Source organism: Streptomyces sp. OR43 (assembly GCF_008042275.1).
Classification (GTDB): Bacteria; Actinomycetota; Actinomycetes; order Streptomycetales; family Streptomycetaceae; genus Streptomyces.
Genome location: NZ_RDBK01000043.1, coordinates 2,518,116 through 2,544,003, shown reverse-complemented (window position 1 = coordinate 2,544,003; position 25,888 = coordinate 2,518,116). Strand labels below are relative to the sequence as shown.

Annotated in this window: 18 protein-coding genes and 1 riboswitch; of the genes, 9 read left to right on the top strand and 9 right to left on the bottom strand. The window is 72.5% G+C overall.

Annotation, left to right across the window (positions count from 1 at the left end):
- Window positions 1-18: 18 nt before the first annotated feature.
- From sucC to EAO72_RS30400, 6 genes are all read right to left on the bottom strand, one after another.
- The gene (gene sucC / locus EAO72_RS30425) at window positions 19-1,200 is read right to left on the bottom strand and encodes an ADP-forming succinate--CoA ligase subunit beta (protein WP_148020303.1); all 1,182 of its coding nucleotides are present in this window, start codon (window positions 1,198-1,200) and stop codon (window positions 19-21) included.
- A gap of 326 nt (window positions 1,201-1,526) precedes the next feature.
- On the bottom strand, window positions 1,527-2,777 hold the full coding sequence (locus EAO72_RS30420) for a hypothetical protein (RefSeq protein WP_187285283.1): 1,251 nt from the start codon (window positions 2,775-2,777) through the stop codon (window positions 1,527-1,529).
- Window positions 2,778-2,884: 107 nt separating this feature from the next.
- The gene (locus EAO72_RS42255; protein WP_187285282.1) at window positions 2,885-3,496 is read right to left on the bottom strand and encodes a hypothetical protein; all 612 of its coding nucleotides are present in this window, start codon (window positions 3,494-3,496) and stop codon (window positions 2,885-2,887) included.
- A gap of 431 nt (window positions 3,497-3,927) precedes the next feature.
- Window positions 3,928-5,070 (bottom strand): vWA domain-containing protein, encoded by a 1,143-nt coding sequence (locus tag EAO72_RS30410; RefSeq protein WP_261991824.1) that lies wholly within the window; start codon window positions 5,068-5,070, stop codon window positions 3,928-3,930.
- 158 nt (window positions 5,071-5,228) lie between these two features.
- The gene (locus tag EAO72_RS30405; RefSeq protein ID WP_148020301.1) at window positions 5,229-7,682 is read right to left on the bottom strand and encodes a DUF5682 family protein; all 2,454 of its coding nucleotides are present in this window, start codon (window positions 7,680-7,682) and stop codon (window positions 5,229-5,231) included.
- Window positions 7,679-8,791, bottom strand: a complete 1,113-nt coding sequence (locus EAO72_RS30400) for an ATP-binding protein (RefSeq protein ID WP_148020300.1) — start codon at window positions 8,789-8,791, stop codon at window positions 7,679-7,681. Before EAO72_RS30400 ends, EAO72_RS30405 begins: the two co-directional genes overlap by 4 nt.
- 117 nt (window positions 8,792-8,908) lie before the next feature.
- Between EAO72_RS30400 and EAO72_RS30395 the strand changes: the two genes are divergently transcribed.
- Together EAO72_RS30395 and EAO72_RS30390 are read left to right on the top strand one after the other, a co-directional pair.
- Window positions 8,909-10,369, top strand: a complete 1,461-nt coding sequence (locus EAO72_RS30395; protein WP_187285281.1) for an SWIM zinc finger family protein — start codon at window positions 8,909-8,911, stop codon at window positions 10,367-10,369.
- A gap of 16 nt (window positions 10,370-10,385) precedes the next feature.
- The gene (locus EAO72_RS30390; protein ID WP_148020299.1) at window positions 10,386-12,122 is read left to right on the top strand and encodes a DUF5691 domain-containing protein; all 1,737 of its coding nucleotides are present in this window, start codon (window positions 10,386-10,388) and stop codon (window positions 12,120-12,122) included.
- A gap of 288 nt (window positions 12,123-12,410) precedes the next feature.
- Here the strand turns inward: EAO72_RS30390 and EAO72_RS30385 are convergent, their stop codons facing one another.
- A complete protein-coding gene (locus EAO72_RS30385) occupies window positions 12,411-12,824 on the bottom strand; it encodes a cobalamin B12-binding domain-containing protein (RefSeq protein ID WP_148020298.1) in 414 nt (137 codons plus the stop codon).
- 407 nt (window positions 12,825-13,231) lie between these two features.
- Between EAO72_RS30385 and EAO72_RS30380 the strand changes: the two genes are divergently transcribed.
- Both EAO72_RS30380 and EAO72_RS30375 read left to right on the top strand, forming a co-directional pair.
- Entirely contained in the window at window positions 13,232-14,233 is a 1,002-nt protein-coding gene (locus tag EAO72_RS30380; protein WP_148020297.1) for an esterase/lipase family protein, read from the top strand.
- 272 nt (window positions 14,234-14,505) lie between these two features.
- A complete protein-coding gene (locus EAO72_RS30375) occupies window positions 14,506-16,197 on the top strand; it encodes a M23 family metallopeptidase (protein WP_148020296.1) in 1,692 nt (563 codons plus the stop codon).
- A gap of 45 nt (window positions 16,198-16,242) precedes the next feature.
- Here EAO72_RS30375 and pcrA read toward each other — a convergent pair whose 3' ends face one another.
- Complete coding sequence (gene pcrA / locus EAO72_RS30370) at window positions 16,243-18,681, bottom strand: DNA helicase PcrA (RefSeq protein WP_148020295.1); 2,439 nt, start codon at window positions 18,679-18,681, stop codon at window positions 16,243-16,245.
- Between the two features lie 259 nt (window positions 18,682-18,940).
- Window positions 18,941-19,107: riboswitch (cyclic di-AMP (ydaO/yuaA leader) on the top strand.
- Between pcrA and EAO72_RS30365 the strand changes: the two genes are divergently transcribed.
- The 3 genes from EAO72_RS30365 (at window position 19,106) to EAO72_RS30355 (ending at window position 23,123) form a co-directional block, all read left to right on the top strand.
- Window positions 19,106-20,284, top strand: coding sequence for a C40 family peptidase (locus tag EAO72_RS30365; protein ID WP_187285280.1), 1,179 nt, complete (start codon window positions 19,106-19,108; stop codon window positions 20,282-20,284). (Overlaps the previous riboswitch by 2 nt.)
- Before the next feature lie 86 nt (window positions 20,285-20,370).
- Entirely contained in the window at window positions 20,371-22,131 is a 1,761-nt protein-coding gene (locus EAO72_RS30360; protein ID WP_148020293.1) for a polymorphic toxin-type HINT domain-containing protein, read from the top strand.
- A gap of 29 nt (window positions 22,132-22,160) precedes the next feature.
- Window positions 22,161-23,123: a hypothetical protein gene (locus EAO72_RS30355; RefSeq protein WP_148020292.1), complete on the top strand. Its 963-nt coding sequence runs from the start codon at window positions 22,161-22,163 to the stop codon at window positions 23,121-23,123.
- A gap of 192 nt (window positions 23,124-23,315) precedes the next feature.
- Here EAO72_RS30355 and EAO72_RS30350 read toward each other — a convergent pair whose 3' ends face one another.
- The gene (locus tag EAO72_RS30350) at window positions 23,316-23,669 is read right to left on the bottom strand and encodes a hypothetical protein (protein WP_148020291.1); all 354 of its coding nucleotides are present in this window, start codon (window positions 23,667-23,669) and stop codon (window positions 23,316-23,318) included.
- Between the two features lie 355 nt (window positions 23,670-24,024).
- On the opposite strand from EAO72_RS30350, the gene EAO72_RS30345 reads away from it, so the two are divergent.
- The gene (locus EAO72_RS30345; RefSeq protein WP_148020290.1) at window positions 24,025-25,071 is read left to right on the top strand and encodes a C40 family peptidase; all 1,047 of its coding nucleotides are present in this window, start codon (window positions 24,025-24,027) and stop codon (window positions 25,069-25,071) included.
- A 42-nt stretch (window positions 25,072-25,113) separates the two neighbouring features.
- Window positions 25,114-25,887, top strand: coding sequence for a GNAT family N-acetyltransferase (locus EAO72_RS30340; RefSeq protein WP_148020289.1), 774 nt, complete (start codon window positions 25,114-25,116; stop codon window positions 25,885-25,887).
- The last annotated feature ends 1 nt before the right edge of the window (window position 25,888 follow it).

Sequence of the window (25,888 nt, the reverse complement as noted above, 5' to 3'; positions counted from 1 at the left end):
GGTCTGAGTCCCTCTTCCTTACTTCGCAGCCGCGGCGAGCTCGGCGGCCTTGTCGGCCGCGCCGTCCATGGTGTCCACGCGCTGAACGAGCGGGTGGTTGGCGTCGGAAAGGATCTTGCGACCCAGCTCCGCGTTGTTGCCGTCAAGGCGCACGACGAGCGGCTTGGTGACCGCTTCGCCCTTGGTCTTGAGCAGCTCCAGCGCCTGGACGATGCCGTTGGCGACCTCGTCGCAGGCGGTGATGCCACCGAAGACGTTGACGAACACGGACTTGACGTCCGGGTCGCCGAGGATGATCTCCAGGCCGTTCGCCATGACCTCTGCGGAGGCGCCGCCACCGATGTCGAGGAAGTTGGCGGGCTTCACGTTGCCGTGGTTCTCACCGGCGTACGCGACGACGTCCAGGGTCGACATGACCAGACCGGCACCGTTACCGATGATGCCGACCTCGCCGTCGAGCTTGACGTAGTTGAGGTTCTTGGCCTTGGCGGCAGCCTCGAGCGGGTTGGCTGCGGCCTTGTCCTCGAGCGCCTCGTGACCCGGCTGACGGAAGTCGGCGTTCTCGTCGAGAGACACCTTCCCGTCCAGGGCCAGGATCCGGCCGTCCTTGGTCTTGACCAGCGGGTTGACCTCGACGAGGAGGGCGTCCTCGGCGACGAAGGTGTCCCACAGGGTCACCAGGGCCTCGGCGACACCCTCGGCCACGTCGGCCGGGAACTTCGCCTGGGCCACGATCTCGCGGGCCTTGACGATGTCCACTCCGTCGACGGCGTTGACCGGGACCTTCGCGAGGGCCTCGGGGGTCTTCTCCGCGACCTCCTCGATGTCCATGCCACCCTGCACCGAGGCCATGGCCAGGAAGGTGCGGTTGGTGCGGTCGAGGAGGTACGAGACGTAGTACTCCGCCTCGATCTCCGGGGACAGCTCGGCGATCATCACCTTGTGGACCGTGTGGCCCTTGATGTCCATGCCGAGGATGTCGGTCGCCCGGGCGACCGCCTCGTCGGGGTCGGCTGCCAGCTTCACGCCACCGGCCTTGCCGCGGCCACCGACCTTCACCTGCGCCTTGACGACAGACTTGCCGCCCAGCCGCTCGGTCGCCTCGCGGGCTGCCTCAGGCGTCTCGATCACTTCACCGGCCAGCACCGGTACACCGTGCTTGGCGAAGAGGTCCCTCGCCTGGTACTCGAACAGGTCCACGCGCGTCCGTCCCTTATCAAATGGTCTCGCGGTTGGTTTTCTGCGTGGGCGTGCCGCGAGGGGCAACGTGACTGCTCTGTCACAAGGAAGGCGCACACGGTGACCGAATACGCGGCATGTCCGTCTCGCAGGTTATCCCCGAGCCCCGCAGGACCCTAAATCGCAGATCACACCTGGGCGGTGATTACGGTCACAGATCACGCTGGTGGCCGGGTCGCAGTGGACAAAGCAGCACGGCCGGCGAGCGGCGGCGCACTGCGGACGGGGCGGTCCCCCGCCGTTCCGGACCGGCAAGGTCGGAACGTACGGGAGACCGCCCCCCACCCTCAGATCCCCTGGAGCGGGTACGCCGGAGTGGTGACGGACGGCGCCGGGTTCAGCGACGAGACGGTCGCCGAGTCCGACGACACGGTGTCGGAGACGTAGGCGGGCGTGATGGACGTCAGCCCTTGGGAGCCGTACGCGGCGTGCTCCACGGCCGGACGGGCGTCGTCACCGACCGCGGACACGAGACCGCCCGCGAGCGGACGGACCCGGGAGCCGACGCCCTGGGCCAGCGGCATCACCTGTCCGGTGACCCCGTGGACGAACGGCGCGACGGCGTCGCCGGTCAGGCCCTGAGCCAGCGGCCGGACCTCGGAGACGACGCCCTCGGCGAACGGCTGGACCGCGCCGGTCACTCCGTACGCCAGGGGCTGGACCTCGGTCGTCACCCCCTGCGCGAACGGCACGGCGTCCTGCGTCACGACTCCGTCGGCGAACGGCGTGACCTCACCGGTGACGCCCTGGGCGAGCGTGGACACGTCTCCGAGTGCCTGTCCGACGACCGGGAGCACCGACGAGACGGCATCGGCGACCAGGGGCGGCAGCACGGCGTCGGAGGTCTGTCCGACGACCGGTGCGGCCTGGGTGAGGGCGCCCTGGGCGGTGCTCCCAGCCGTGTCGAGCACCTGGGGCGCCGCGGTCCGCACGTAGCCCTGGACGATGCTGCGGCCGAGGTGCTCACCGGTGTTCTGACCGGTGTTCTGGCCGTAGCCGGGGAGCTGCTCGATCGGGCCGAAGAGGTAGTCGACGGGCGCGGGCGCTTCGGAGTCGGGCGTGCCGAGGGTGTCGGCCGCATGGCCGGCCGCGGTGTTCCGTGCGGCGGACGTGACGGTGTTCTGTGCGGCGGACGTGACGGTGTTCTGTGCGGCGGACGTGACGGTGTTCTGTGCGGCGGACGTGACGGTGTTCTGTGCGGCGGATTTGACGGTGTTCTGTGCGGCGGACGTGGTGGCGGATGCCTTCGCGCGGGCGTCGGACGCCACGTCGGCGGCCTTCGCGCGGGCGGTGTCCTGGAGGCCTGCGGCCCTGGTGACCGCATCCGCGCCGTCGATGCCGCTGATGCCGTCCGTCACGTCGCTCACGTCCGTCACGTCGCTCACGTCGGCCGCGTTGGTCACGTCGGCCGCGTGGTCCGGAGTGGACAGCGGGAGGGAGACGGGCAGTTCGTCCGCGCTTGCGGCTACGGTGCCGAGCGCCCACATACCGGTGGCCGTGGCAGCGACGGCTATGGAACGGCGGATGTTCTTGTGCATGTGTGTGTCAGATCCTTCGAATGGTTCGGCGGTCCGGAGTACGTCCGGACGGCGGGCAGACCTGTTCCGCCCCCGCGCGGCAGGTCGAGGCGGGGGAAAGGCCTGCCCTAGCCGGGGAATTCGAGAATGTCGCCGGATCTGTCACGGACCGGTGCGGCGGTCGCCGGAAGACCGGCGCCGCGAACGAGCCCGAAGGAGGTGCCGTCCGCCGACGGAACCGCGTGCTGGTCACCGCCGCGCGGCGGGTGGACCTCGGCGGACGCGGAGTGGCCCTGTTGCCCGCCTGCGGGCCCGAAGGGCCCCCGGGGTGCCGGGCGGTGGTCCGCCGCGGCCTCCCGGTGAGGGGCCGCCGCTGCTGTCCCGTCCGGTGCGACTCCGGAACCGGCACCGATGACGTCCCCCGGGCAAGGTGCGGCCGGAAGGTCCGGTGCGGCGTCGGCGGGCGCCTCGGACACCGGTGCGGGACCGGTCTGCGGCGGCTCCGGGGTGGCCGGCAACGACGGCACGGGCAGCGGCCGTTCGGCGGGAGCCGGGAGGACCGCCGTGATGTGGCCGCGGAGTTCCGAGACGGCCGTGCCCACCGTCCTCTCGACGACCGCGCCCACGGGCCGGGTCACCTGTCGGACGGTGTCCCGTACGGGCTCGGTGACCGGGCTCAGCACGGAACGGGCGACGTCCCGGGGTGTGGCCGCGGATGGCGCGACGGCTTCCGGTGCCACCTCACGTCCTGCCGGTGCCCCAGCATGCGCTGCCGGCGCCCCATGCCCTTCGGGTGCCTCCGCATGTGCTGCCTGAGCTGCCGGTTCCGTCGCCGTGCGGGCCGATCGCTGTTCCCTGACCGGCTGTGGGAGCAGTCCCTGGACCGTTTGGCGCTCCGGTCGCAACTCAGGTACCGGGTCCGGTTGCTGGTCCGCCTGCGCACGCGCGCCGAAGAGCAGCCCCAGAGCCAGCAGACCGCCGAGGAACAGCACCACCTGCAGCGCGCGCCGGCCGGCCGCGCCGCGCCGGGAGCGCGGGGCGGCCGCGGGAGCGGCAACTGCGGTGGTCACGGGGGCGAGCCTTTCAGGGCGGGATGGACCGCGGAACGCGATCCTCCGCGGACGTCGGGACGATGCTTGCACGAGCCGCCCGGGGTGACGCAAGTCCCCTGTTACCGATGGGTCTCCTTGTCCGGTATGGGCAGGGGCCGCCTCTCGATCGCGGCCGCCATCACGTCCGGGAAGAGGTCCGGCGTACAGGCGAAGGCGGGGGCACCGAGGGCGGAGAGGGCCGCCGCGTGGTCACGGTCGTAGGCGGGCGCGCCCTCGTCGGAGAGGGCGAGCAGGGTGACGAACTGCACTCCGGACGCCTTCATCGCGGCGACCCGCTTCAGCATCTCGTTGCGGATGCCGCCCTCGTAGAGGTCGCTGATGAGCACGACGACGGTGTCGGCGGGGCGGGTGATCCTGGACTGGCAGTACGCGAGGGCCCGGTTGATGTCCGTGCCGCCGCCGAGCTGGGTGCCGAAGAGCACGTCGACGGGGTCGTCGAGCTGGTCGGTGAGGTCGACGACCGCCGTGTCGAAGACGACGAGTCTGGTCCGCAGCGCGCGCATGGAGGCGAGGACGGCGCCGAAGACCGACGCGTACACGACGGATGCCGCCATCGAACCCGACTGGTCGATACAGAGGATGACGTCCTTCTTCACGGACTGCGCGGCCCGCCCGTAGCCGATGAGGCGTTCGGGGACGATCGTGCCGGCCCCGTCCTCGCCGGGGAGGGTGAGGTAGTTCTTGAGGTTGGCCCGGATGGTGCGGTCCCAGTCGATGTCGTGGTGCCGGGGACGGGTGACCTTCGCGGAACGGTCCAGGGCGCCGGTCAACGTGGCCCGGGTGCGGGTCGAGAGCTGCTTCTCCAGCTTCTCGACGACCTTGCGCACGACGGCCCTTGCCGTCTCCTTCGTCGTCTCGGGCATGGCCTTGTTGAGCGAGAGCAGCGTGCCGACGAGATGGACGTCCGCCTCGACGGCCTCCAGCATCTCCGGCTCCAGCAGCAGCGCGGACAGGCCGAGACGGTCGATGGCATCACGCTGCATGACCTGGACGACGGATATGGGGAAGTACGTACGGATGTCGCCGAGCCAGCGGGCGACGGACGGAGCCGAGGCACCGAGTCCGGCCGACCGGCCGCTGCCGCCCCGGCCACCGGACCTGCCGCCGCCCTCGTAGAGCGCGGTCAGCGCGCCGTCCATCGCGGCGTCGCGGCCGGTGAGGGTGCATCCGGTGCTTTCGGCGCTGTCCGCGCCCAGCACCATGCGCCACCGCCGCAGCCGTTCCTCGTGGCCGGTGACGGCCTGCGGCGTTGCCGTCACCGTCGCTGCCACCTCCACTGATCCGTCCACCGGAGCGTCCGCCGAGCCACGCGGCGCACCATCCACCGCTCCGCCCGACGCGCCCGCGCCGTTTGCCGTCGTCATCCTGTCGCCCCCAGCCGTTCCTCGTGGTGTTCGGATGTCGCCGCCGCCCTCGTTGCGGCGTCCAGACCCAGCAGCAGGCGCAGCACCGGCACCACCGCGTCCGCGCGCTCCGCGTCGAGGACGGGTCCGAATCCGGGCGCCGTGGACTCGCGGCCCGGAACCGCTCCGCTGCCCGGGTCCGTGCCGGCGGCCGGTCCGCGCCGGACGAGTTCGCCCAACGTGCGCCGCACACCCGGCTCGTACGCCGAGAAAGTCCGGCGCAGCAGCGGCAGTACGTCGGTGAAGGTGCCGACGGGGACTCCGGTGAGCCAGGAGTCGACCAGGGCGAGCAGCCGTTCGTCGTGGACCAGGAGCATGCCGCCGCCGGCCGCGCCGCCGACGAAGCCCTCGATCCATGCGGCGGCGTCGGCAGGCGGGGTACCGGGCGAGAGGGCGAGACCCATCAGCCGGGCGGCCTCGTCATGTGCGAGGTCTCCGTCGTCGAGCAGGAGCCGGGCGGCCCGGCCGCGGATCACGCCGGCGACCGTGTCCCGGGCGGTGAGGCGGTGCAGCACCGATCTCCAGCGTGCGCGCAGCCCGTCCGCGTCGGCCGGTACGGCACCGGCGAGGAGCCCGATCGCCGTGTGGACGCCGTCCACCTGACGGCGCAGGGCGGCGGCCCCGTCCGCGTCGAGCCCGGTGCAGGCGGGCGGCAGTCCGACGCAGATCCGCTCCGCGAGCCCGGCCGCGACCTCCCCCAGCGCGGCGGTGTCCGTGGCGCGGACGTCTCCGTAGCGCAGGGTGCGGGCCAGGGCCGGCAGGGCGTCCGCGAGGTGGCCGACATCGGCGTCGAGCGCGGCCCGGTCGGCGAGGACCCGCATCACGACGGGGAGCGCCTCCGTCAGTCCCGCGAGCAGACACCGCTCGGCCAGGGCGGTGACCTCGGCGAGCGCGGTGGCCGCCAGGGCGTCCGACTCCGCCCGTGCCGTGGCGGCGGAGAGCACGGTGGTGCCCCAGACGCCGGCCTCCGCGACCCGTACGTACAGCTCGGGCTCCCAGTGCAGCCGCCAGCTCTCCCGGAAGGTGCCGGTGCTCCCCCGGCCCGCGGCGGGTTCGCCCCAGCCGATGCCGAGGAGGCGCAGCCGGTGCAGGAGCCGGCTGCGCGCCGCGTCGGTGTCCTTGCGGAGATCGAGCTCCAACTCCCTTTCGGCGGCTTCCGGTTTCAGGCGGAGGGTGCGCTGCTGACGGCTGAGGTCTCGTTGCAGAGGCACGGCGGGGGCGGTGTCCGGCACCTCGCCGAGTGTCACGCCGACGACCAGGCGGTCCCGGACGAGGGCGAGCGGTACGTCGGAGCCTTCGCACATCACGGCCCGCACGGCGTCGGTGGTCTCGCCCAGTCCCGCGAGCGGCCGGCCCCGCATGGCGGCGAGGGTGTCGGCGAGCCGGACCGCCTCGATGACATGGGCGGAGGACACGAACCGGTCCTCGTCACGCAGGAGTCCGGCGACCTTGGTCATCCAGCGCTCGACCGGGCGGTCCGGGGAGGCGAAGAGGTGCTCGTACCAGCCGGGCGAATCGATGCCCGCCCCGTATCCGCTGTGCCGGGCCAGCCGCTGGTGGGTCCAGGGCACCCAGGTCAGCTCCGCCTTGACCTTGGGGAGTCCCTTGAGGAGCGCCCGGTCGGCGGTCTGCGTCGTCCTGGCTTCGAGCGCGGGAACATGCCAGGCACCGCAGACCACGGCGAAGGCTCCGCCGAACTCCTTGCGCGCGGCGCGGAGCTGGATGCGCATGTACGCCTCCCGGACCGCGTCCCGGGGATGGCCGCCGTCCCCGTACACCTCGCGCAGGGCGGTCATCGCCTCGCCGAGCGCGGCGAAGGCGGCCAGCGGGTCGGTGACCGCGGCGCCCGGCAGGCCGGGGACGCGGTGCTCCACGACGTCCTCCCACCAGCGCTCGGGGTCGTCGTACCCCGCCGTCTCGGCCAGCACCCGGATCGGATCGACGGGGACGGGCCGGGGCGCGGCCTCCTGCCCGGAGCGGGGCTCGGCCTCCTGTCCCGGGCTCGGCTCGTCGTCCTGTCCGGGGCCGGGCTGATCGTCCTGTCCGGGGCGGCGCTCCCGCTCACCGTCCTCCGCCATGGCCAGGGAGTGGGCGGCGGGCAGGTCGATGAAGCGGACCGGGACACCGTGCGCCAGGGCCCAGCGGATCGCGACCCACTCGGGCGAGAACGCGGCGAGCGGCCAGAACGCCGCCCGGCCCGGGTCGTCCACCGCATGGGCGAGCAGGGCGACGGGCGGCCGCATCTGCTCGTCGGCCGCGAGCGGCAGCAGCGCGTCGCCCTCGGGCGGGCCCTCGATGAGCACCGTTTGCGGACGGGCCGCGTCCAGGGCGGCACGGACGGCGCGGGCGGACCCCGGGCCGTGGTGCCGCACCCCGAGCAGCAGCGGCCCCGACGGACGCGCGGTGATCATGCGGAGACCTCACGGCAGGCGCGGTAGAAGTCCTTCCAGCCGTCCCGCTCGCGGACCACGGTCTCCAGATACTCCTGCCAGACCACACGGTCGGCCGCCGGATCACGGACGACCGCGCCGAGGATGCCGGCGGCGACGTCCCCGGGCCGCAGCACGCCGTCGCCGAAGTGGGCGGCGAGCGCCAGTCCGTTGGTGACGACGGAGATGGCCTCGGCCGTGGACAGCGTCCCCGAGGGGGACTTGAGCTTGGTCCGGCCATCGGTCGTGACCCCGTCGCGCAGTTCGCGGAATACCGTGACCACGCGGCGGATCTCCGCGAGGCCGTCGGGCGCGGGCGGCAGGTCGAGCGAGCGCCCGACCTGGTCGACGCGGCGCGAGACGATGTCGACCTCCGCCTCGGGCGTGGCGGGCAGCGGCAGCACCACGGTGTTGAAACGGCGGCGCAGCGCGCTGGAGAGCTCGTTGACCCCGCGGTCACGGTCATTGGCCGTGGCGATGACGTTGAATCCACGGACCGCCTGGACCTCCTGGCCCAGTTCGGGCAGGGGCAGGGTCTTCTCCGACAGGATCGTGATCAGTGAGTCCTGCACATCGGCGGGGATGCGGGTGAGTTCCTCGATGCGGGCGGTCATGCCCTCGGACATGGCCCGCATCAGCGGGCTGGGCACCAGCGCGTCACGGCTGGGGCCGTGCGCGAGCAGCTGTGCGTAGTTCCATCCGTAGCGGACGGCTTCCTCGGGTGTGCCCGCCGTGCCCTGGACGAGGAGGGTCGAGTCACCGCTGACGGCGGCCGCGAGGTGCTCGGACACCCAGGTCTTGGCGGTGCCGGGCACCCCGAGGAGCAGCAGCGCTCGGTCGGTGGCGAGCGTGGTGACGGCGACTTCGACGAGGCGGCGCGGGCCCACGTACTTGGGTGTGATCACCGTGCCGTCGGGCAGGGCGCCGCCGAGCAGGTACGTGGCGACGGCCCAGGGCGACAGGCGCCAACGCTCGGGCCGCGGGCGGTCGTCGGCGGCGGCGAGCGCCTTCAGCTCATCGGCGAAGGCGTCCTCGGCATGCGGGCGCAGGACTTCGGCGCCGGTGGCCGCGGTGGTTTCGGACACGGTCATGGATCCCCCTCCAGATCGGTCGGCCTGGTGTGGTTCCCACGGTGCACCATGGCACTGACAATCGGACTTCCCGCAGGTCAGGGCCGCTTGTCAGTGGTGCGGCCTAACGTCGTTCCCATGCTGCTGACTGACGGGGGAGAACCCTTGGGCGCCGCTGCTCCGGCGGCGCGCTGGACGGTGGAGCAGGTCCTGGCCCTGGCTCCTGACGACGCCTCGCGCAAGGCGGGGAACAAGCTGGGTTCGGCCGGTCCGTGGTCGGACACCGGAAGGGATGGTCCGGGCGCGGTGTGGGGGCTGTGCCGGGGCAGCGGGAGCACGCCCTACCGGACGGTGATCGACACCACGGGCCCGGCGTACAAGTGCAGTTGCCCCAGCCGGAAGTTCCCGTGCAAGCACGCGCTGGGCCTGCTGCTGCTCCTGGCGTCCGGCGGACCGGCGGTCCCCGCCGGCGAACCGCCGGAGTGGGCGGACACATGGCTGACCGGCCGTCGTGCCCGCGTCCGGGCCGAGGAAGAGGCACCGGGCGGCGGACCGGCCGATCCGGAGGCCGCCCGGCGCCGCGCCGAGCGCAGGGCGGAGCGGATCGGTGGCGGTGCCCAGGAGCTGGAGCAACGCCTGACCGACCTGCTGCGCGGCGGGCTGGCCGCGGCCGAGCAGGCGGGCTACGGGCTGTGGGAGGAGACCGCCGCCCGCATGGTCGACGCACAGGCGCCAGGTCTGGCGGGCCGGGTCCGGGAGCTGGGGGCGATCCCGGCCTCCGGCCCCGGGTGGCCGGTGCGGCTGCTGGAGGAGTGCGCGCTGCTCCATCTGCTGGACACGGCGTGGCTAAGCATCGACCGGCTGCCGCGGCCGCTGGCGGCGACGGTCCGTACCCGCGTGGGTCTGACGGCCGCCGCGGAGGGGCCTCCGGTCCGTGACCACTGGCTGGCCCTCGCGCAGTACGACACGCCCGAGGGCAAGATCGTCACGCGTCGCATCTGGCTGTACGGCAGGGACTCGGGCCGTTTCGCGCTGCTGCTGTCCTTCGGGGCCGCCGGCCGCTCCCCCGCGCTGGCCCTGCCGGTGGGCGTCACGTTCGACGCCGGGGTCACGCACTTTCCGGGGTCCGGACAGCTGCGGGCGGAGCTGGGCGAGCAGTTCGGCCCGCCCGCGCCGACCGGGCCGCCGCCCCCGGGCGTCAAGGTCAGCGAGGCGATCGCCGCGTACGGCAGGGCGCTGGGCGACGACCCGTGGCTGGAGTCCTGGCCGGTGACGCTGCGCGATGTCATACCCGTGCCGTCCTCGGACGGCTGGCAACTGGTGGACGCGGAGGGCGATGACGCCCTGCCCGTCGCCGCTGCCGCGCTGTCCCGTCCGGGGCTGTGGAAGCTCGTCGCGCTCTCCGGCGGTGGCCCGGTCACCGTCTTCGGAGAGTGCGGCCACCGCGGCTTCGACCCGCTCGCGGCGTGGTCCCCCGGCAGTGAGGGCGGACGCGAGGGAGGTGGCGGCGGTGCCACATCGGCGGCTCCGTCGTCGCGCAACCGGCCGGACGCCGCCGTCGCCTCCGTCACCGCCGCCGAGACCGTGCCGCTCATCTGACCCTGGAGGAGGAGCGATGCCCCGCACCACCCCGCCCACGCCCACGACCGGGCCCAAACCCACGACCGCGCCCACGACCGGGCCTGTGACCCCGACCGGTTCACCGTCCGACGCACCACCGTCCGACGCACCACTGTCCGACGCACCCGCCGGGGGGCCGGTGTCCTTGCCGTGGGAGGAGCTGGTCACCTCGGCGCTGCTCGGCACGGACCGACGTCCGCCCGGGGCTGCCTCCGGCCCCGACGCCGCCGCGGCCGCACTGCTGGACGCCGCGGCGCTGCACACCGTGCGCCGCCGGGCGGGTCTGCTGCCCGCGCCCGCCGCCCCCAGGCCCGCTCCCGCGCCCGCCGACCCACGGCCGGCGCTGCCGGAGGCGGCCCGGAGCCGGCTGGCCCAGCTGCTCGCGGACCGGGCGGCGCCGGGCGGCTCGGGTGGCCGGCGCGGCGCGGCGCCTGACCTGACGGAACTGATCCCGCAGTGGCTCGCCACCGCCAACCTGCACGGCTACCGGGCACCGGATGCCGCGCTGCCGCCCCTGCTGGACGCGGCCCGGGCGCGTACGGACCTGCGGCCCCAGGCCCTGACGTTCGCCGGGCCGCGCGGGCTGTGGCTGGCCGGGCTGAACCCCGACTGGAAGTTCGCGCTGCGCGGCGCGTCCGGCAGCGCGCTGCTCCCCGAGGTGACGGACCTCGAGGCGGTACGCCGCCTGTGGGAGGAAGGCCTGTTCGCCGAACGCGTCGCCCTGCTGTCCGCCGTACGGGCACATGAGGCGGCTGCCGCCCTCACGCTGCTGGCCACCACCTGGTCCACCGAACGGGCCGAGGACCGGCTGATGTTCATCGACTCGCTGCGCACCGGGCTGTCCGGGGCCGATGAGGAGTTCCTGGAGCAGGCCCTCGCCGACCGCAGCCGCAACGTGCGCGCCACGGCCGCCGAGTTGCTGTCCGCACTGCCCGGATCGGCGCTGGCCCACCGGATGGCGGCGCGGGCCCTGTCCTGCGTGAGCCCGGGACTCACCGGCACCGGGCCGTCCGTGGCCGTGGAGGCCCCCCACGAATGCGACGCGGCGATGCAACGGGACGGGGTGGTGGCGCTCCCGCCGTCCGGGCGGGGCGAACGGTCCTGGTGGCTGGGCCAGTTGGTGGAGTCGTCCCCACTGTCCGTCTGGCCGGCGCGGTTCGGCGGCCGTGGTGCGCGGGAGATCGTCGCGCTGCCCGTGGCCGACGGCTGGGGCGAGGAACTGCACGCGGCCTGGTGCCGGGCGGCGGTGCGGCAACGGGACGCGGAGTGGGCGCGGGCGCTGCTCGGCGCCCCCTCCACACCACCGTCGAACGGCCCCGGTACGGCGTCGCTCGCCGAGCGTTCGAAGCTGCTGGCCGTTCTCCCCACCGCCGAACGGGCCGACTGGGTGGCCGGGTTCATCGCGGCCCACGGCCTGTCGGAGGCGTTCCAGCTGCTGGGGGTCTGCCCGACGCCGTGGGCGGAGCCGCTGGGGCGTTCCGTGGTGGACGCCCTCGACATCGCCCGGGACGCGGGCAGTTACCCCTGGAGCTTCAGCGGGGTGATGGGCCTCGCCGAACGCTGCCTGAACCCGTCCGAGGCGGACCGGCTGGAGGTGCTGACCACGACGCCCGACGAACCCGCGGACGCCTCACCGGGTGCGAACGGCTACTGGTCGGAGGCGTTCCAGCGGCTGGTCTCCACGTTGCGGCTGCGCGCGGCGATGGACCGGGAGCTGATACCGGCCCGCTGAGACAGGGCGCGGCGGACGCGGCCGGCGGGCCGGACGCGCGGTGCCCGGCCCGGGGCACCGCGTCCCGACCGGGCGCCCGCAGCATGCATGCGGACGAAGCCGGACGGCACCACATCGCACGGCACCGCAGCCGCGGGTCTGGTCCCGGACCGCAGCCGTTGCTCTGGCCCCGGACCGCAGCCGTTGCTCTGGCCCCGGACCGTGGCCGTGGGTCGCGTCCCGGGCCTCGGCCGCGCGCGGGCCCTGGCGAGCCCGGCAGGATCCGGACGACCAGAGGCCAGGCCCTGACTAGGCCTCCGCCGGCTGGCGGACGTTCGCGTTGACCCACTCGACGATCGCGACCGTCGTCGCGCCCGGCGTGAAGATCTCCGCGACGCCCTGCTCCTTCAGCGGAGCGATGTCCGCCTCCGGGATGATGCCGCCGCCGAAGACCTTGATGTCGGCCGCGTCGCGCTCCTTCAGCAGTTCGATCACCTTCGCGAAGAGCGTGTTGTGCGCGCCGGAGAGGATCGAGAGGCCGATGGCGTCCGCGTCCTCCTGGATCGCGGTGTCCACGATCTGCTCGGGCGTCTGGTGGAGCCCCGTGTAGATGACCTCCATACCGGCGTCGCGCAGCGCCCGCGCGATCACCTTGGCTCCGCGGTCATGGCCGTCGAGGCCCGGCTTGGCCACCACCACACGGATCGGACCGGTCACACCCATCACTGCCTCCACATGCGTCTCCCGTGCCTGAAGGCCGGGGAATGTGAACGAACGTTATCCCCAGCATCCCGCAAGCCGCAGTTTCGCGGTGGGCGGGGAGGGGGAAATCACACGTGGGACACGTTCACCGGGCACCGCTCCCGCAGCACACGGCACTCCTGCCGTGCGGGACCGGCCGCCGGGGGAGCCGCAACGAGGTCGTCGTACCACCGCGCCGTCAGCCGCACGGCACGGTGGTACGGCTCACCACCCGCCCGCCCGCCGGTCACCGATGGTGACCCAGGGGACACGGCGGGCGGCGCGTCCCGGACGGCGACCGGCCGGCCCGGACCTCCGCGATGGCGCCCCCATGAGGGCAGACGGGGCAGCGAGCCGCTTCTCCCCGGTGCCGGAGCAGGAGGTCGACCATGAGGACCCCGCCTACCCCCAGGACCGCGCAAGCCTCGTTCCTGCCCCTTCTTCCCCTGCTGCTGCGCCGGCTGTGCACGGGAACCACCTGGCTGCCCTCCGTCCGGATGCCGTCCACCCGGCTGTCCGCGGCCCTGCTGAGGGCCACGGCGCTCGAACTGGTCGTGCTCGCGGGCCACGCCCTCCTGTATCCCACCGGCATCACCGGCGAGCGGCACCCCGCGACCGGAACGGAAACGGAAACGGGAACGACCACCGGAACAACAACAACCGGAACGACAGGCCACCCCGCACCAGCCTCCGCATCCGCCTCCGTTTCCGCCCCCGCTCCCGCGGGGACCACCGCGCTGCCCACCGGGCATCCCGACCGGCCGCCCGTCGTGCTCCTGCACGGCTTCATCGACAACCGTTCGGTCTTCGTCCTGCTGCGCCGCTCGCTCGCCCGGCACGGCTGGCACCACCTGGAGTCACTCAACTACTCCCCGCTGACCTGCGACATCCGTACGGCTGCCGAACTGCTCGGCCGGCACATCGAGGAGATCTGCGCCCGCACCGGCCACCGCGAGGTCGACATCGTCGGCCACAGCCTGGGCGGCCTGATAGCGCGCTACTACGTCCAGCGGCTGGGCGGCGACGGCCGGGTCCGCACCCTGGTCACCCTCGGCACACCGCACGGCGGCACCGCCGTCGCCCCGCTGGCCGGCGCCCACCCCATCGTGCGCCAGATGCGCAGCGGCGCGGCGCCCATCGAGGAGCTGCGGCTCCCCGCGCCGGGCTGCCGCACCCGGTTCGTCAGCTTCTGGAGCGAGCTGGACCAGGTGATCGTCCCGGTCGAGGCCGCCTGCATCGACCACCCGGACCTGGACGTGGTCAACGTGCGCGTCACCGGCGTCGGCCACCTCGCCCTGCCCGTGCACCCCGCCGTGGCCGCCGGCATCCGTCAGGCGCTCGACGCCCACGTGTCGGCCCAGGGACCCGCGGGCGCCGCCTCCGTGGCCTGAGGACGGCCCAATCTGCCGGAATCCGGCAACCGCGCGCCCTTCCGTCAACGCTCCACCCCTGCCACAAATAGAACGGGTTTCGAACATAGAGCCAAGGCTGTGTGAGCAGCCCGTCGAAAGACGGCCGATTGCCCGTTTCCTGAGCCGCCGGAGGCCGTCGAAGATTGTCGGCGTCGCATACCGCCGGGTACAGTCGCGGCCACTGCTTTCCCCGGAGTCCCCCACCGGACCCCGGACCCACTGGTCCTGCTGCCGAGGCGAGAGAGACGTTGGTGAACGACCAGCACCCCCACGCCGGGTACGCCGGATACGACGGCCACTCCACGGGCGGCTTCGACAGCGACCCGCTCTTCGGCTCCCTTCCCGGCAACTACGACGGCTCGTACGACACCACGACCGGCTACACCGCCCCGTACGGCAGCACCACGGCCGACCACAGCGGCACGTACGACGCCTCCCCGTGGGACACGGGCGCGCACCCGACGGCCGAGTACGGCCATTCCGCCGACTACACGGCCTACACCGCGCAGCCCCAGGCCCATCAGGAGCCCCAGCGACACGCGTACGACCCCGGCCCGCAGTACGACACCGGCGCGACCTGGATCCCGGTGGACGGAGGCTACGGCCACACCGTCCCGGCCCAGCACGGCATCCCGGACACTTCCGGCCAGTGGGACACCACCACCTGGCAGCAGACCGGCCAGCAGACCGGCCAGTGGACCGTCGCGGGCCCGACGGCGTACGACACCGGCGCCTACGACGCCACCGCCTGGAACACCGGCGCCACGCCCGAGTACACACAGCAGACCGCGCAATCCTCGCACCCCACGGCATCCCCCGCCTCAGCCGAACAAACGGCCCAGTATCCGTACGCGACCGACGAGACGTACGAGGCACAAGAGGCACAAGAGCATCAGAGCTCCTATGAGACGCCCTACGCCCCGCAGGCCTCCTCCGAGGCGCAGGCGTCCCGGGAGCCGCAGGCGTCCTATGAACCGTACGACCCGTACGAGCCTTACCGGACCGCCGAGTTCAGCCTCGCGGAGACGGACCTCGGCGCAGCGGCCACCGACGGCACCGCTTCCGAGCCGGACGACCAGGCTCGCGAGCACACCCGCGACCACGATTCCGCCGCCACACCCGACACCGCCCCGGACGCCGCCCCRGCCTCCGGTCACCGCCCCGCAGGCCGCCCCGTCACCCGCAGTGGTGGCGGAAGCCGGAGCCGCAGGCGCTCCCCCGCGAAGCGTTCCGCACTCCTCACCGTCGCCGTTCCGTCCGCCTGTGTGATGAGCGTGGCGGGCATCGCCGCGGCCTCCGTGGGCGGGATGGGCGGCGGCGAGGAGAAGAAGGACGAGACCACGACGATGGCCGCCGCCGACCCCGGCACGGTCAAGCCCGTCGCGGCGAACAACGAGCTGGACACCCAGCTGGCCAACCTCAGCGCCGACGCGGAGAACTTCGCCGACCGTGCCAGCCGCACCCAGGAGCGCATCGACCTGAAGGCGCGGCAGGCCGCCGAGAAGAAGAGGCGCGCGGACGAGGCCGCCCGCAAGGAGGCGCTGCGCCCGAAGTTCGTCATGCCGGTCAAGGACCACCAGCTCAGCGCGTACTTCGGCCAGGCCGGCGTCAACTGGATGTCCGTGCACACCGGTATCGACTTCCCCGTCGACTACGGCACCCCGGTGATGGCGGCGACCGATGGCACCGTGCGCACGCAGTTCAACACCGCCTACGGGAACATGGCCATCGTCACCGCGGCCGACGGCACCGAGACCTGGTACTGCCACCTCAGCAGCACCCGGATCCGCTCGGGCTACGTCAAGGCCGGTGACGTCATCGCGCACTCCGGCGACTCCGGCAACTCGACCGGCCCGCACCTGCACTTCGAGGTCCGGCCCGGCGGCGGCGCGGCCATCGACCCGCTGCCGTGGCTCCGCAGCCACAACGTCAACCCGAACTGACCGGCGGGCGGCCCGCAGCCGCCCGCCGAGGCGTCCGAGCGGGCCCTACAGCTTCTCGACCGGGGCGTACCGCAGCAGCAGCTTCTTCGGCCGCTCGTCCCCGAAGTCGACCGTGGCCTTCGCCTGGTCCCCGATGCCCTCGACCGCCGTCACCGTGCCCAGACCGAACTGGTCGTGGGTGACCCGGTCACCGGCCACCAGCGTGATCGTCGGCTTGTCCGAGGTCCGCCGGGTCGCGAAGCCCGAGGGGCCGGACCGCGCCCGGGACGCGGAGAGCGACGAGGTGATGCCCGACGTCGGCCCGGCGGGTGCCGCCATGGGGCCCTTGCGCTTCCACTCCAGGTGCTGGTCCGGGATCTCCTCCAGGAACCGCGACGGCGGGTTGTACGCGGGCTGGCCCCAGGCGCTGCGCATCGCCGCACGCGTGAGGTAGAGCCGCTCACGGGCGCGCGTGATGCCGACGTACGCCAGCCGGCGCTCCTCCTCCAGCTCCTTGACCTGGCCGAGCGCCCGCATGTGCGGGAAGACGCCGTCCTCCATGCCGGTCAGGAAGACCACCGGGAATTCGAGGCCCTTGGCGGTGTGCAGCGTCATCAGGGTGACGACACCGGAGCCGTCCTCGTCCTCGTCGGGGATCTGGTCGGCGTCGGCGACGAGCGCGACCTTCTCCAGGAACTCGGCCAGCGTGCCCGCGCCTTCGTCCTCGGCCCGCTCCTGCTCGAACTCGAGGGCGACGGAGGCGAGTTCCTGGAGGTTCTCGATCCGGGTCTCGTCCTGCGGGTCGGTGGACGCCTGAAGCTCGGCGAGATAGCCGGTCCGCTCCATGACGGCCTCCACCACGACCGCCGGTCCCGCGCCGGACTCCACGATCGTGCGGAGCTCCTCCATCAGCGTGTTGAACCGCTTCACCGCGTTCGACGAGCGGGCGGCCATGCCGTACGCCTCGTCGACACGGCGCAGTGCCTGCGGGAACGAGATCTTCTCGCGCATCGACAGGGCGTCGATCATCGCCTCGGCCCGGTCGCCGATGCCCCGCTTGGGCACGTTCAGGATGCGGCGCAGCGGGACGGTGTCCTCGGGGTTGGAGAGGACCCGGAGGTAGGCCAGGACGTCCCTGACCTCCTTGCGCTCGTAGAAGCGCACGCCGCCGACCACCTTGTAGGGCAGGCCGACGCGGATGAAGATCTCCTCGAAGACACGTGACTGCGCGTTCGTCCGGTAGAAGATCGCCACGTCGCCGGCCTTGGCGTCGCCCGCGTCGGTCAGCCGGTCGATCTCGTCGGCGACGAACTGAGCCTCGTCGTGCTCGGTGTCGGCGACGTAGCCGGTGATCCGGGTGCCGGCGCCCGCGTTCGTCCAGAGGTTCTTCGGGCGGCGGCTCTCGTTGCGCTCGATGACCGCGTTGGCCGCCGACAGGATCGTCTGCGTGGAGCGGTAGTTCTGCTCCAGCATGATCGTCGTCGCGTCCGGGTAGTCCTCCTCGAACTGGAGGATGTTGCGGATGGTCGCGCCGCGGAAGGCGTAGATCGACTGGTCCGCGTCACCCACGACGCACAGCTCGCCGGGGGCGTCCTCGGGCCCGGTCGGGCCGACCAGTTCCCGTACGAGCGTGTACTGGGCGTGGTTGGTGTCCTGGTACTCGTCGACGAGGACGTGGCGGAAGCGGCGGCGGTAGTGCTCGGCGACGTCGGGGAACGCCTGGAGCAGGTGCACCGTCGTCATGATGATGTCGTCGAAGTCCAGCGCGTTCGCCTCGCGCAGCCGGGACTGGTAGAGCGCGTAGGCCTGGGCGAGCGTCTTCTCGAAGCCGTCGGCCGCCTGTCCGGCGAAGGTCTCCTCGTCGATCAGCTCGTTCTTCAGGTTCGAGACCTTCGCCGTGAACGACTTCGGCGGGTAGCGCTTCGGGTCGAGGTCGAGGTCGCGGCAGACCAGGGCCATGAGGCGCTTGGAGTCGGCGGCGTCGTAGATCGAGAACGAGGACGTGAAGCCGAGCCGCTTCGACTCGCGGCGCAGGATCCGTACGCACGCGCTGTGGAAGGTCATGACCCACATGGCGTTGGCCCGCGGTCCGACGAGCTGCTCGACGCGCTCCTTCATCTCACCGGCGGCCTTGTTGGTGAAGGTGATCGCCAGGATCTGGCCGGGGTGCACACCGCGCTCGGCCAGCAGATGGGCGATGCGGTGCGTCAGTACGCGGGTCTTGCCCGAACCGGCTCCGGCGACGATGAGCAGCGGGGATCCGGCGTGCACCACGGCTGCGCGCTGCTCGGTGTTCAGCCCGTCCAGCAGCGCGGCCGCGTCGATGACCGGGCGGTGGGCCCCGTCGCGGTAGTACGCCTCGCGGGGCGGCGGGGGCCCGTCGAAAACGCCCGCGAAAAGGCCCTCCGGCACCGCTTCGGGTGCGGAGTCCTCGGGGGGCGGCGGGGGCCCTTCCTCCGTGTGCTGGAGGCCGGCCAGGAAACTGTCGTCAAAGAGGCTGCTCATCGCCTCCCGAGTCTAGGCGTGCGCACTGACAGTCCGGGCCCGAGTGACCAACCACGCACCCCCGGCCGGACACACAGAGCGAGCAGGGAGCACCGCTGTGTGGAGCGACCCCGGGCTCCACCTGCCCCGCAGCACCCCGATCCGCTGAGGTCACGAAAATGTATCGGGCATATCGAACATCAACCTTCACAGCGGCACCATGAGTTGGCTAGCGTGCTCGTTCGGGCGGCCCGTACCCCCAGAGGCGATCCACGCCGAGCGGGCGTCCACGCCGAATCCGGGCTGCCCGTCACGGGAGTCCGGAACCGGGGACCCACACGCATCACCGGGGTGAATCGGTCCGCATCCCCCACCAGGACCGTAGGGCAGCCTTCCGTTCCGCCCGAACCCGACAGCTAACCCGGTAGGCGGTCCACGGAAGGAGATGCCGGCCTTGGCGTCGCATCGCAAACCGCGCACCCGCGTGCGCAATACCGGCCCGGCCGTCGGGATCACGACGGCCGCCCTGGCCTCGGTGACCCTGCTGTCCACGCAGAGCGCACTCGCCGCCCCGGCTCCCAAGCCCAGCATCGAGGACGTGCAGAAGAAGGTCGACGACCTCTACCGGCAGGCGGGCACCGCGACCCAGCAGTACAACCAGGCGAAGGAAGCGACCACCGCGCAGCGCTCCAAGGTGGACACCCTCCTCGACGACGTCGCCCAGCGCACCGAGAAGCTCAACGAGGCCCGCAGGACGCTCGGCACGTACGCCGCCGCCCAGTACCGCGGCGGCACCCTCGCCCCGACCGCCACCTTCTTCCTGGCCGACGACCCGCAGTCGTTCTTCGACCAGACCCACCTCATGGACCGGATGACCGAGCGCCAGACGCAGGCGGTGTCGGACTTCCGCACCCAGCAGGCGAAGGCGTCCAAGCAGCGGGCCGAGGCGGTGGCGAGCCTGGAGACGCTCACCGAGTCCCAGGCGACGCTGCGCACCAGCAAGCAGAACGTCCAGACGAAGCTGTCCGAGGCCCGCGGCCTGCTGTCGAAGCTGACCGCCGAGGAGAAGGCGCGCCTGGCCGAGCTGGAGCGCAAGAAGGAGGCGGAGGCCAAGCGCAGGGCGGCGGAGCTGGCGAAGAAGCAGGCCGCCGCGAAGGCCGAGGCCGACCGCAAGGCCGCGGCGGCCGAGGAGGCCGCCAAGGAGGCCGGCGGCGGTACGGGGACGGACACCGGAACCGGAACCGGGACAGGCTCGGGTTCGGACACCGACGCCTCGTCCAAGGCCGAGAAGGTCATGGCCTTCGCCAGGGCGCAGCTCGGCAAGCCGTACGTCTGGGGGGCGACCGGCCCGGCCTCGTACGACTGCTCGGGTCTCACCCAGGCGGCCTGGAAGGCGGCCGGTGTCGACATTCCGCGGACCACCTGGGACCAGGTGAACATCGGCACCCGGATAGCCACGGAGGATCTTCAGCCCGGGGACCTGGTGTTCTTCTACGACGACATCAGCCACGTCGGCATCTACAAGGGCGACGGCATGATGATCCACGCACCGAAGCCGGGGGCGAACGTGCGCGAGGAGTCGATCTACTACATGCCGATCTACGGGAGCGTGCGGCCGGGCTGACGGGCCCGTCGGGACTGCCACGCGAGGGCGCGCTTTGGGTCCACGGGCCCAAGACGCGCCCCCCGTGGGCCCGTTAGCGTCGTCTCATGCCACGCATGGGGGAGTTACGGCGCCGGGTGCGGCACCGTGTGCCGCGCACACAAGCACGTGTGCTGGGGCTGCGCAGGCGGCGCGACCGGGGCCAGGGGGCGCTGGAGTACCTGGGTCTGACGCTGGTGGTCGTGGCGATCATCGGCGCGCTGGTCGCCACGGGGATCGGCGCGGACCTGACGGAGAAGATCGGGGTCCAGGTCTGCCGGATCGGCGGCGGCGGGAACTGCGGGAGCGACGGCGGCGCCGAGGCGCAGGGCGGTTCGGACACGTCCGGCACCGGCCAGGACGATCCGGCCTCGGACAGGAACGGGGACGGTTCCCCGAAGACTCCCGCCCAGATCGAGTACGACAAGGCGCTGAAGGACCTCCAGGACGCGAGGACGGAGGAGAAGTCCAACTCGGACAAGGCAATCGAGGCCGCGAAGGAACTCGCGAAGATCCTCGCCGACGAGCTGGGCATCACCGACGCGCTGGACTGTGTCACCAAGGGTGACATGGGCGCCTGCACCGAGACGCTGATCAACGTCCTCCTGAGCCTGGTCGGCGGTGCGGTCGGGAAGCTGGGGGCCAAGTATGGGGCGCCCTGGAAGTGGAAGAAGGCCTACAAGCTCATCAAGAGCTTGAAGAAGCACGGCGGTGACCTCTACGACGGCCTGAAGGGCCTCATCAAGAGCCGGAAGAAGGTCAAGGACGCCGAGAAGGCGTTGGAGAACGCCGGCAAGAAGGTCGACGGGGAGAAGAAGAACCCACCGAAGAAGGACGAACCCGAGGAGAAGAAGCCGGACTGCCCGGTCAATCACAGCTTCCTCGCTGGCACCCCCGTCCTCCTCGCCGACGGCACCCGCCGCGCCATCGAGGACATCCGGGCCGGAGACCGGGTCCTGGCCACCGACCCGGCGGCCGGCCGGAGCGCGGCCCGCACGGTGACGGACACCATCACCACCGAGGGCGACAAGCACTTCACCCGGCTCACGGTGGAGCAGAACGGCCGCACGGCCACCCTGACCGCCACGGACACACACCCGTTCTGGCTGGCGAACGAGGGACGCTGGGCCGACGCGGGCCGGATCACCGTGGGCGACGCGCTGCGGCTCTCCGACGGCGGCGCTCTCGCCGTCACGTCGGTCAGCCGTTACACACGGCTTCAGCGCACCCACGACCTGACGGTCGACACCACGCACACCTATTACGTGGCGGTCGGCCGGGGCAACGTCCTGGTCCACAACAACGACTGCGGCCCGAAGAAGCGGACCCCCGCCGAGCTGAAGAAGCTCGCCGAGGAGAACGCCCAGGCGGCCCGCGACTACCAGGACGTCTTCCTGGACGAGGTGCGGCGCGAGGCGAAGGCGAAGGGCAAGAGCCCGGAGGAGATCGAGAAGGCGGTCGAGTGGGCCGAGAAGACGAACACCACCTCCGTCGTCCGGGCGCGCTTCCCCGTACCCGGCAAGCCGGGGCAGTGGGTGGAGCGCAACGTGGTCTCCAGCAGCGGCCAGGGCCTGTCCCCGGCGCAGCTGAGCGCCATCGCCAAACGCGGTGACGTCCCGGTCCGCGTCAACGTCCAGGGCGCCACGCACGCCGAGCAGAACGCCTTGCTGGAGATCGACAAGCTGGGCGGCAAGCCCATCGCGGGCGGGGCGTCGCGCGAGGTCTGCCAGGACATCTGCGGACCGCTCATCAAGGGCTCCGAGGGTGTGGTCAGCGGCAATGTGACCGGGCGGGGCGGACGGAAGTACAAGACGTTCTGGTGGCCGTGACCGGGCCGGCGCCGGGTACCGTGCGGAAGGTGTCCGGCACCGGACGGGCATCCCGTACACAGGACGAGCACGAGCAGGAGCGAGCGACCGTGAAGATCTTGGAGAGCGTCCGGGGCATGGCCTTCCTCGGGACCTTCGCCCAGGCAAGGCTGTTCTCGGCGGCCTGCGCCGAGCGCACCGCGGGAGTGCTCCTGCGGTATCTCGCCGACGAGGGGCGCCCGGAGGACCAGGACAGCTGCGTGGCCGCCCTGGAGCTGCTGTGGGACACCGCGCCGCCGGACGAGAGCGCGGCAGCCGCCATGCACCGCCGGCTGAGCGTGCTCCCCGAGCTCGATCCGGAACTCCGGCCGGACGGGGTCGTCGCGGCGGCGGCGCTCGGGCTCAGGGCCCTGTTCTCCGGAGTGGCGATGCTCATCGACCAGGGCCCGGACGGTGCGGTCGGACCCTCCGAGGCGGCTCGGGCACTGGCCCGGGCGCTGGACCGCGAGGGCGGCGCGACGGCCGCCGAGGAGGACGTGATCCAGGACCGGGACGTCGAGCGGATCATGTCGTGGAGCCCCCAGGAGCAGACGCTGCACGTCCACGGGCTGCGCGCGTCGGCCGCGGAGACGGGGCGCGAGCGGCTGACCGCGGCGCAGGACCGCTTCGGCCTCGGCGCCGGGGCGCCCGACGGGGCCGGTCCGCACCGGATCGCGGTGACGGCCACCGTCGACCGCGGCGATGTGGCGGCGGCCGAGCAGCGTGCCCGGTACGGGGTGGTCGGGCGGATCACGGCGGGCTCCGACGCGGGGTCCTACCTCCGCGTCGACCGGCTGGCCGACCTGGCGGCGACACCCGAGGAGCGGGCCGGGGCGGCCGGGGTGGACATCCTCGTGGCGGCCGACCCGGCGATGACGCGGGAGTGCGTGGGCGAGTGGGTCGAGGACTGGGCCGGCGTCGAGGAGGCGTTGCGGCGGGAAGGCCGGCAGGTCGACTGGGGCACCGCGCCATAGGACCGCCGGGCGCAACGCAACCGCTCAGCCGTCCGCGCCATAAGACCGCCCGGCGCAACGCGACCGCCCAGCCCATCCGCGCCATAAGACCGCCCGCCCGGCCGGCCCAACGCAACCGCCCGGCCCCTCCGCGCCATGAGGCCGGCCCGCGCGGTCCGCGCCAAGAGGCCCCCGCCGGGCCGCGCCGGAGGCTCAGGTCCAGAGCGTGGCGATGAAGATGTTGACGATCGTGAGTCCGCCGACCGCCGCGAAGAGGCCCTTGTCGACCTTCTCCTCGTCGCGCTTGACGTAGACGAGAGCGAGGATCACGACCAGGATCAGCAGCTTGATGCCGATCTTGACGTTGTTCACGGGATGGTCGTCGGCCTGGTCGAGGCCGACCAGCGCGATTCCGGTGACCAGCATGGTCAGCGCTCCGTGCAGCATGGCCGGGACGAACCGTGCCGTGCCCGCCCCCATCGCCTTCATCTGGGTGAGGAAACCGCCCAGCAGGGAGGCGATGCCGATGATGTGCAGGGCGACGAAGACATCGATGAGTACGCGCATGGCTCCGCAGCCTAGCCCCGGCCATATCAGCACTCCGCAGCCAGGTGAGCCTGAGTAGCCACTTGACCGCGAGATGCACCAATTGCCTGGCTCTGATGTAATTTTTCCGATCATCCGGCGACAACGCAACGCCAAATTCACACAATAAGCGTCATTACAACTCTTTCCCGTGTCCCGGGTTTAGCGTCCCTGCCAGGTGACCGGCACAGCGCCGATCCGTACCCGGGTGGCGTTCCCGGTCACCCCGCCGAGGTTCCGGCGGCGGGCCGCTCCCCCTGTTGGCAGCCCGCCGCCGGGCCGGGCGGGCCCGTCGGTAGTCCCCGGCGGGCCGTCGAAAGGAAGGACGCCCGCCCTCGTGGCAGCGCACCGGAAACCCAAGCAGCGCCCGTACACCGGCTCTGCTGCCCGCACAGCGGCGACGCTCGCCTTCGCCGGGGCCGCGACCGCCGCCGCGTTGCCGGGATCCGCGCACGCCGATCCGGCGCCCACGCCCGCCCAGGTGAAGGCCCAGGTCGACCGGCTGTACCGGGAGGCGGAGGCCGCCACCGAGCAGTACAACGGCGCCAAGGAGAAGGCCGCCGCCACCGCGAAGTCCGTCGACGCCCTGCGCGACGAGGCGGCCCGCAGGACCGAGCGGCTCAACACGGCACGCGAGGCGCTGGGTTCGTACGCCGCCGCGCAGTACCGCTCCGGCGGCATCGACCCCGCCGTGCAGCTGGCGCTCTCCTCGGACCCCGACCAGTACCTCCGGCGCGCCTCGTACGTGGAGCGGGCCGGCGAGCGGCGGGCCACCGAGGTGCGCACCGTGCAGCGTCAGGTCGCGGACGTGGCCCAGGTCCGCGCCGAGGCCGCCGGCGAACTGACCGAACTCGCGAGCCGCCAGGCCGCCCTGAAGAAGCACAAGGCGACGGTCCGCACCAAGCTCGCCGAGGCCCGGCAGCTGCTGGCCCGCCTCTCCCCCGCCGACCGCGCCGCCTACGACGCCTCGGAGGGCGGCCGCGGCGACGCCCACGCCGACCGCAGCGCCCCGCGCGGCGCGGACCGGGCACCCAACGCCCGCGCCGCCGAAGCGGTCGCCTTCGCGTACACGGCCCTGGGCAAGCCGTACGTCTGGGGCGCCACCGGCCCCTCCTCGTTCGACTGCTCCGGCCTGACCCAGGCCGCCTACCGCTCCGCGGGCGTCTCCCTCCCCCGGACCACGTACACGCAGATCAACGCCGGTCAGCGCGTATCGCGCTCCGAACTCGCCCCTGGGGACCTGGTGTTCTTCTACTCGGGCGTCACGCACGTCGGCCTGTACATCGGCAACGGCCGGATGATCCACGCCCCGCGCCCGGGCGCCCCGGTCCGCATCGCCCCGATCGACCACATGCCCTTCGCCGGAGCGACCCGGGTCGCGTAGGCTCCCGCCCTCCGATCCGGAACGGCCGAAGGACACTCACCCATGCCCATGGACGTCGACGTCCAGACCCATGCCCGTACGCTCACGCTCCGCTCCCCGGACCATGTCCGGGTGGGACCGTTCGTGATCCGCTACAACCCGGACTGGTCGCTCAAGTACGCCAATTACGCGATCCCCGACCAGGGCGCGGAACCGGCACCCGGCGAACTCGACGCCCTGATCGCGGCCTTCCGCGAGCTGGACCGGATGCCGCGCCTGGAGTTCCTGCCCACCTGGGCGCCCGCGGTCGAACCCGCCCTGCTGGCGGCCGGGTTCACCGTGGAGAACCGCGCCCCGCTCCTGGCCTGCGCCCCCGGCGGTCTGCTGCCGCCGAAGCCGGTCGACGGGCTGGTGATGGCCGAGCCCGCCACGGACGCGGAGTTCGATGCCGCTGCCCTCGTCCAGCACCTGGGCTACGGCGGGACGGGTCAGCCCGAGGCCGGTACGGCCGAGTGGCTGCGCACCGCCGCGTCGGACGGCGGGGTCGCCGCCCTCGCCACGATCGGCGGCACGCCTGCGGGCGCGGGCGGCTGCTCGGTGCCGGTCGACGGCCTCAGCGAGCTGGCCGGGCTCGCGGTCTCGGAGGACTTCCGCCGCCGCGGCATCGGGGCCGCCCTCTCCGCCCACCTCACGGAGACCGCGTTCGCGCGCGGCTGCCGGGTGGTGTGGCTGGAGCCGGGCGACGCCGACGTGGAGCGGATCTACGCGTCCATCGGCTACCGCAGGGTCGGCGAGAAGCTGAACATCTCGCTCGACCCCGAACGCGAAGGCGCCTGAC